Annotated in this window: 8 protein-coding genes and 1 pseudogene; 8 read left to right on the top strand and 1 reads right to left on the bottom strand. The window is 61.2% G+C overall.

The genetic code is table 11. From position 1 onward, the window contains the following. The 7 genes from Q8N40_RS12090 to Q8N40_RS12060 all read left to right on the top strand — a co-directional run. A partial coding sequence (locus Q8N40_RS12090) for an exodeoxyribonuclease III (protein ID WP_305711976.1) occupies positions 1-482 on the top strand: 482 nt, incomplete at its 5' end. 109 nt (positions 483-591) lie between these two features. Then, entirely contained in the window at positions 592-915 is a 324-nt protein-coding gene (locus tag Q8N40_RS12085; protein WP_305322401.1) for an NIPSNAP family protein, read from the top strand. Between the two features lie 177 nt (positions 916-1,092). Beyond that, positions 1,093-1,821: a sulfite exporter TauE/SafE family protein gene (locus Q8N40_RS12080; protein ID WP_305711975.1), complete on the top strand. Its 729-nt coding sequence runs from the start codon at positions 1,093-1,095 to the stop codon at positions 1,819-1,821. 28 nt (positions 1,822-1,849) lie between these two features. Beyond that, positions 1,850-3,265, top strand: coding sequence for an adenylate/guanylate cyclase domain-containing protein (locus Q8N40_RS12075; RefSeq protein ID WP_305711974.1), 1,416 nt, complete (start codon positions 1,850-1,852; stop codon positions 3,263-3,265). Between the two features lie 147 nt (positions 3,266-3,412). Next, positions 3,413-4,702 carry a hemolysin family protein gene (locus Q8N40_RS12070; protein ID WP_305711973.1) on the top strand — a complete coding sequence of 430 codons (1,290 nt, stop codon included), beginning with the start codon at positions 3,413-3,415 and terminating at the stop codon, positions 4,700-4,702. A gap of 133 nt (positions 4,703-4,835) precedes the next feature. Then, entirely contained in the window at positions 4,836-5,501 is a 666-nt protein-coding gene (locus Q8N40_RS12065; RefSeq protein ID WP_305711972.1) for an HAD family phosphatase, read from the top strand. 195 nt (positions 5,502-5,696) lie between these two features. Next, the gene (locus Q8N40_RS12060; protein WP_305711971.1) at positions 5,697-6,530 is read left to right on the top strand and encodes a three-Cys-motif partner protein TcmP; all 834 of its coding nucleotides are present in this window, start codon (positions 5,697-5,699) and stop codon (positions 6,528-6,530) included. 2 nt (positions 6,531-6,532) lie between these two features. On the opposite strand, the gene Q8N40_RS12055 is transcribed toward Q8N40_RS12060, so the two are convergent. Continuing rightward, positions 6,533-7,285, bottom strand: a complete 753-nt coding sequence (locus Q8N40_RS12055) for a DUF5131 family protein (RefSeq protein WP_305711970.1) — start codon at positions 7,283-7,285, stop codon at positions 6,533-6,535. A 170-nt stretch (positions 7,286-7,455) separates the two neighbouring features. Here Q8N40_RS12055 and Q8N40_RS12050 point away from each other — a divergent pair. Then, positions 7,456-7,620, top strand: a pseudogene (locus Q8N40_RS12050) (DNA repair protein RadA); the annotation flags it as partial.

The raw sequence follows: 7,620 nt of genomic DNA, 5'->3' as shown, positions 1-7,620 counted from the left end.
TCAACGGCATCGTCGTCACCAGCATCTATCTGCCGAACGGCAATCCGCAGCCGGGGCCGAAATTCGACTACAAGCTCGCCTGGTTCAGGCGGCTGCGGCTGCACGCCGCCAAATTCATCAAGCAGGACATTCCGGTGGTGCTGGCGGGCGACTACAATGTCGCGCCCGCGCCGCTCGACATCTATCCGACCCGATCGTGGGACAAGGACGCGCTGATCCAGCCGAAGAGCCGCGCCGCCTTCAGGCAGCTTTTGGCCCAGGGCTGGTGCGACGCGATCCGCGAACTGCATCCGGACAAGCCGATGTTCAGCTTCTGGGACTACAAGCGCAACCGCTGGCCGCGCGATGCCGGCTTGCGCCTCGACCACCTGCTGCTGAGCCCCGCGGTGGCGCCTCGTTTGATCAAGGCCGGCGTCGACCGCAAGCCGCGCGGCGAGGAAGGCGCCAGCGACCACGCCCCGGCATGGATCGTGCTGCGATAGCGCTCCGGCTTCTGAATTGGAGCAAGCCTGCCCTTCGGCTAGTCACACAGAGCCCTTTCGGCTCTAATCAAACAGTCTGCAAACACACTTTTCAAGGAAGAGTCACATCATGGCGATCTATGAGCTGCGCACTTACACTCTCTACGTTGGTAAAATGGCGGAAGCCGTGAAGCTGTACCAGGAGATCGGATTTCCGGCGATGCAGAAGGGTGAACACGACAGGAAGCTGGTCGGATACTTTCAAAGTGACGTCGGCACCATCAACCAGATCGTCCATCTCTGGAAATTCGACGACGACGCCGATCGCCGCAAATCCTGGCAAGCGTTGTTCGCCAATCCCGACTTCATGAACTTCGCCGGCAAATTTCGGCCGCTGGTCATGACCCAGGAAGTAAAGCTCCTGCTTGCGGCGCCCTGGGGACCGCATCCGTAGCCAACGCAGGCCGGTGTTACGAAGACGCCGCGCCTCCCGACAGAGCATGCTACTTTAGGTATCATATTACCTTTTTCCTACTGTACATGGGGTTGTTTTCGATATTTTTGCTCAGCCACAGAAAGTCTCCTGACGCATGCCCTCACTCGGCTCCGAGGCCTCCTTGGAAGATCCACGTTGAGCTTCCTCTTCGTCCTCGTGGTCGGGCTCGCCGCCGGCACCATCTCCGGTATCGTCGGCACGGGGTCGTCGATCATGCTGATGCCGGTGCTGGTCTATCAATACGGGCCACAGCAGGCGGTGCCGATCATGGCGGTCGCCGCCGTGATGGCGAACCTGTCGCGCATCCTGGCCTGGTGGCGCGAGGTCGACTGGCGCGCCTGCGCCGCCTACTCCGTGACCGGCATTCCGGCAGCGGCGCTGGGCGCGCGCACGCTGCTGGTGCTGCCGCCGCGCGCAGTGGATATTTCGATCGGACTGTTCCTGATCGCGATGGTGCCGGTGCGGCACTGGCTCGCCCGCCATGATCTGAAGGTGACGCTCTGGCACCTCGCGATCGGCGGCGCCGTGATCGGCTACATCACTGGCATCGTGGTGTCGACCGGGCCCCTGAGCGTGCCGCTGTTCCTGTTCTATGGACTGACCAAAGGCGCGTTTCTCGCCACCGAAGCCGCAAGCTCGCTCGGCCTGTATGTCAGTAAATCCCTGACCTTCCAGCAGTTCGGCGCGCTGACAGCGGATGTCGCGCTGAAGGGCCTGATCGCCGGTTCGTCGCTGATGGCGGGAGCCTTCATCGCCAGACGTTTTGTCTTGCGGCTCGAGCCGGACGTGTTTCGGCTGGTGATGGATGGTATCATGCTGGTGGCGGGCGGTGCGATGCTGTTCAACGCCTTCATCGGCGCATGATCCCGCTGCAAAATCAGGAGTGCGTGGTTTGAGCGTATTGGCGGATACCAGCGACATTCCGTTTTCCCGCAGTGGGCCGGTCGAACGGACCGAGGCCCGACAGGCCACGTTGAAATTCGCCGAAGCGGCCCTTGCCGACAGCAAGCGTGAGGGCTTGCTGCTGGCGGTCCGCGCGCGCTGGGTGGCGCTGGCGGTGACCGCCGTCACCCTGCCGATCATCAATCCGAACCGGGAAGTGCTCTATTACGTCGCGATGCTGAGCCTGTTTGCCGTGATCGGCTGGGCCCAGCTCAAGGTCGGCAGGACCACCGGCCGGTCCCGGCCGGAGCTCTTCTTGATGTTCTGCGATCTGGCGCTGCTGACCATCCTCAGTGTCCTGCCCAATCCCTGGAGCACCGTGAACTGGCCGCTTGCCATGCAGTTCCGGTTCGACAGTTTCATCTACTTCTTCATTTTCCTGGCCACCGCGACGCTGGCCTATTCGTGGCGCACCGTGGTGGCGATGGGCGCCTGGACCTCAGCGTTGTGGGCGATCGCCGTCACCTGGGTTTACCTGCAGCCGGAAACCCATGCCGCGCTGTCCGAACGCGTGCGCGCGGCCACAGGCGCCGACATCCGGCTGTTCGAGATCATCGACCCCGCGGCGATCGGTGTCGGCGGGCGGTTTCAGGAAATCACCGTCTTCATGATCGTCGCCATGATCCTGGCGCTGGCAGCGCGCCGTTCCAATGCGCTCCTGATCAGCCATGCCGGGATAGAGCGCGAGCGCGCCAATCTGGCGCGCTACTTTTCACCCAATGTCGTCGCGGAGCTGTCGAAAAACGACGAGCCGCTGAAGCAGGTTCGAACCCAGGATGTCGCGGTGCTGTTCGCCGATATCGTCGGCTTCACCGCCTACTCCGACGGTCGCAGTCCGACCGAGGTGATTGGCACGCTGCGGCGTTTTCATGAGCGGATGGAGCGCGAGGTTTTCCGCCATGACGGAACGCTGGACAAATACCTCGGCGACGGACTGATGGCGACGTTCGGCACCCCCTTCAACGGGGATTGCGACGCCAGCAATGCGCTGCGTTGCGCGCAGGCCATGATCGATTCGATGGAGGAACTGAATCTCGAGCGAAAGCATCGCGGCGAGCCGCCGATCCAGCTCAGCCTCGGAGTGCACTACGGCCCCGTCGTGCTCGGCGATATCGGATTGAACCGGCTCGAATTCGCCGTCATCGGCACCACGGTGAACGCGGCGAGCCGGCTCGAGTCGTTGACCCGCGAATTCGGCTGCGCGCTGGTGGTCAGCCACGAACTGGTGCAGCGGGCGCGCGCGGAAGGCAAATGCGGGAACGCCGACTTCATGCATCTGGTCGAGAAGCCGGCCTGCATCGTCCGCGGCATCGAGCAACCCGTCGCCATCTGGACGCGCGCAAATGGTGTTTCATTCCCGAATTGATGGGAACCGATGCGGGGGGTGCGACAGCATGCCAATCTGGCAAGTCACCCCGGCAATGCCTATCTTGGGCGTTGTCCTCGTCGAACGCGAGGCTGGACTATTGTGATCGATCCGCCGGACGACGATCCCGATCAACAAGGCTGAGGCGTGCTGTATCTGGAACTCGGGATCGTTGCGGTCCTGATCGTCGTCAATGGCCTGCTCGCGATGTCGGAGTTGGCCATCGTTTCGGCGCGGCCCGCGCGGCTGACGGCGCTGGTCGCCAAGGGCGTCAGGGGTTCGCGCCGGGCGCTCGAACTCGCCTCCGATCCGGGCAAGTTTCTGTCCACCGTGCAGATCGGGATCACGCTGATCGGCGTGCTGTCCGGCGCCTTCTCCGGCGCGACGCTGGGTCTGCGCCTCACCGCATGGCTGACCGAGATCGGGCTGACGAAGGGTCTCGCTGACACCATCGGCGTCGGCGTCGTCGTCGCCGGCATCACCTACGCCTCGCTGATCGTCGGCGAACTGGTGCCGAAGCAGATCGCGCTGCGCGATCCCGAGGCGATCGCCGTCAAGGTGGCGCCGGCGATGATGCTGCTGTCCAAAATTTCGCTGCCGCTGGTATGGCTGCTGGACCGCTCCGGCAAGGCGCTGCTCTGGCTGCTCGGCCACAGGGGTGCGGCGGAGGAAAAAATCAGCGAGGAGGAAATCCGCACCCTCGTCGTCGAGGCCGAGAATGCGGGCGTGCTGGAGCCCGGCGAAAAGGAAATGATCGCCGGCGTGATGCGGCTCGGCGACCTGCCGGTCGGCGCCGTGATGACGCCGCGGCATGAAGTGAGCATGATCGACGTCAACGAACCGATTGCCGGGGCGGCCGCGACCATCGCCGCCAGCAATCATTCCCACTTCCCGGTATTCGACGGCAACCGCGACCACGTGCTGGGGATCGTCAACGCCAAGGATATGCTCGACACCTGCCTGTCGGGAAAGACGCCGGATATCAGCCAGCTGATCCGCCAGGCGCCGATCATCCCCGAAACCGTCGATGCGCGGGACGTCATCACCATCCTGCGCGATTCTCCCGTGCATATGGGCCTGATCCATGACGAATACGGCACCTTCCAGGGCGTCGTGACCCGCGCCGATATTCTGGAGGCGATCGTCGGCACGTTCCACACCGAAGAGGGCCCCGCCGAGCTTCCCTTCGTGAAGCGTGACGACGGCTCCTATCTGATATCGGGCTGGATGCCGGCCGTCGCCTTCGCCGATTTGCTCGGCATCGTCCTGCCGCCCTCAAAACCCTATCAGACCTTCGCCGGCTTCCTGCTGCAGGAATTCGGCACCATTCCCGCCGTCGGCGACAGGATCGAGGCCGGCGGCTGGCGGTTCGAGATCGTCGATCTCGACGGCAGGCGCATCGACAAGGTGCTGGCGACCAGGGCAGATCCGGCATAAGCGCCAGCCTGCGGCTTTCAGGTTGTCACACACCGCAACAGAAATTGTTTGCCTGCCCAGGCGTTGTGGAGTCCATTTCGCCGGCGGATCGCATAACAAGCGTGTGGGCTTCTTGATCCCCAGGGATTAAAGAATGAGCGCGCTGATTTTCGACTTCGACGGCGTCATCGCCGACAGCGAGGCGATCGCCAATACCGTGCTGGCGGAAACCGTTACCGGGCTTGGCTATTCCACCACGCTCGATCAATCGCTCTCCCGCTTTGCCCACCGCAGGTGGGTTGATGTGATGGCTGAAATCGAGGCCGCGACCGGCAAGCCGCTACCAACGAATTTTTCCGACGACCTCAAGCACGCGACGCTGGATCGCTTTCGGACCGATCTGAAGGAAGTCAGCGGCGCCGCCGATTTCATCCGGCGCTTCGCCCACATCCCCCGGGCTATCGCTTCGTCGAGTTCGATCGATCGGCTGCAGCTTTGCCTTTCGGTACTGGGCATGGAAACCGAATTTGGCGACCGCGTCTTCAGCGCCGACATGGTCGCCCGCGGCAAACCGCATCCCGACATCTTCCTGTTCGCCGCCGCCAGGCTGGGCGTCAGCCCGGAACGATGCCTGGCCATCGAAGACAGCACCGGTGGCATCCAGGCCGCCGTCGCGGCGGGAATGACAGCCGTCGGCCTCTACGCCGCCAGCCATATCCGCGACGGCCATGATGTGAAGCTGCGGGATGCGGGGGCGGTGCATCTGGCGCGGACGTGGAAAGAGGTGGAGCGGATCGCGGGACGGTTTTTCGAAGGCTAGGATGAACGGGAATTCCACGCTCAGCCGATACGCTGATGATGCGGCGTTCCGGTCAAGCCAATGGACGAACTGTTGGCGTGATGACCATCAACGATACCTGTTGCCTACCTAATCGACTAAGTTAACGTGGACGGGCTCGTCAGGGGGCTATCGGATTGTACCGGCCCGCGGCTAAGATCTCGCGAGAGGATGACAATGGCTAACACGCCGCCGTTCAAGTTTGATAAGGTCGGCATTTGGTCAGAGTTAAAGCTTGAGATCGTCGAAAAATACGGCTCAGCGTATACGAGAGCCTTTGCTAATCAGCCACGGTTGAAGAAGTTTTACGTCGATGCATTCAGTGGCGCCGGCGTCCACATCTCGAAACGCAGTGGCGGACAAATCCACGGCAGCCCCGCCCGTGCTCTGAACACGTCACCCCCTTTCGACGAGTTTGTTTTCATCGATATGGATGCGCAAAAAACGGCGCACCTCAAGGCTCTATGTGCCGGCCGCAGCAACGTTCAAATCGAAACAGGCGACGCCTCGGAGTATCTCATCCACACGCTTTTGCCGACGATCAAGTACGAGAACTACAAACGGGCGCTCTGCCTGTTCGATCCTTACGGCCTCCACTTGGAATGGCGCGCGATGGAGATGGCAGGACAGTCCCGGGCCATCGACATGTTTCTCAATTTTCCCGTGATGGACATGAACAGGAACGCGATCTGGCGCAATCCCCGCGCCGTTCCGCAGGACGGCATTGATAGAATGAACAGTTTTTGGGGTGATGAATCGTGGCGAGAAGCGGCCTATTCTGAACATCCCCAAGGCAACTTGTTTGGTGCGCCAGACATCGTAAAGCAAGGCAATGATGCGATTGTGAGCGCGTTTCGCGAAAGGCTGCGGAAAGTTGCCGGATTTCAATTTGTCGCCGAGCCTCTACCGATGAAGAACAGCACCAATGCTGTTGTGTATTACCTTTTCTTTGCTTCGCAGAAACTGGTCGCGCAAAAGATAATCGACGGCATTTTTGAGAAGTATCGATAAGGTCACGGCCTCAGTTCTGGCATCTCATCGTAGGTTTTGCCGTTGAGCATCCGACCAGCCGCTTTCTTGTTCTTGCCGCCCCACTGCTTGAAGAAGAATGCTGTCCCTGACCGGCGGCACATTGCCTCTATCTCGTCCACCCACTCCGGCTTCATTTCGCGAGCACGAGGTCCGCTTTCACCTCCCACAATTGCCCAATGAATGCCGGTCAGGTCGCCCCGAGCTACAGACCCAATTAGCGGCTCAAGCGAAACGAACCTGATCGCAGCCGGCACCTGCCGAATTGCATCCAACCGATGCAGGACGCGATCGTCCTCGACGCTGGCGCCGAGCCAGACGTTCGACAGAATTTCGAATGGTGGCTTGGCCAGAACCTCGGCCATGCGCTCAGGGCGCTTGGTGAGTATCTGATACGTGTGCCGAGGCGTATCCTTCATCACCTCCCAAACCCGAGCGATGAATTCAACCGGCACATCATCATGAAAAAGGTCGGACATTGAGTTGACGAAAACCTTGCGCGGCTTGGACCAAGCGCGCGGGGCACCCAGCGACTTTTCGTCCAGTCGAATTTTGCCCGTCCAGACAGCCCGCCTTCCGCTTTTTCGGGTGAGGCCGCGGTACTTTTCAGTGCCCATCGCCTCTAGCCGGGCCGCCATCCGCATGGCGTAGCAATTCGTGCAACCTGCGGTCAGTACCGTGCAGCCAGCCACGGGATTCCAGGTTGCATCAGTCCACTCAATCGATGTTTCGGCCATGGAATTCCCTCAAGTGCCGATAAAATCTCAGGAAAGTGGTTAGATTTGGTTACGCGTCTCTACTTCGGAGGAGGCCTCTTTCAAAAGGGAACACGAGTTTTCTGTCGCGAACCGATTCGTAATAGGATATAGAACAAAATAAGAACACCCGAATCCGGCGCACCTCACCCATGGCCAAATCCACCCTCTCCTTTGTCTGCCAGAACTGCGGCGCGGCGTTCAATCGCTGGCAGGGCAAGTGCGAGTCCTGCGGCGAGTGGAACACGCTGGCGGAGGAGGATACCACGGGCGCGACCTCGATGCCGGTCTCGATCCGCTCGAAACGCCGGGGCCGG

The sequence above is a fragment of the Bradyrhizobium sp. genome, from assembly GCF_030693485.1.
GTDB lineage: Bacteria > Pseudomonadota > Alphaproteobacteria > Rhizobiales > Xanthobacteraceae > Bradyrhizobium.
Note: the sequence above shows the minus strand (reverse complement) of the source record. Positions and strands in the feature narration are given on the sequence as shown.

Coding starts and splice junctions, on each gene's coding strand:
- Q8N40_RS12060 (WP_305711971.1), top strand. CDS start 5,697: ATGGCTAACACGCCGCCGTTCAAGTTTGATAAGGTCGGCATTTGGTCA.
- Q8N40_RS12085 (WP_305322401.1), top strand. CDS start 592: ATGGCGATCTATGAGCTGCGCACTTACACTCTCTACGTTGGTAAAATG.
- Q8N40_RS12065 (WP_305711972.1), top strand. CDS start 4,836: ATGAGCGCGCTGATTTTCGACTTCGACGGCGTCATCGCCGACAGCGAG.
- Q8N40_RS12055 (WP_305711970.1), bottom strand. CDS start 7,285: ATGGCCGAAACATCGATTGAGTGGACTGATGCAACCTGGAATCCCGTG.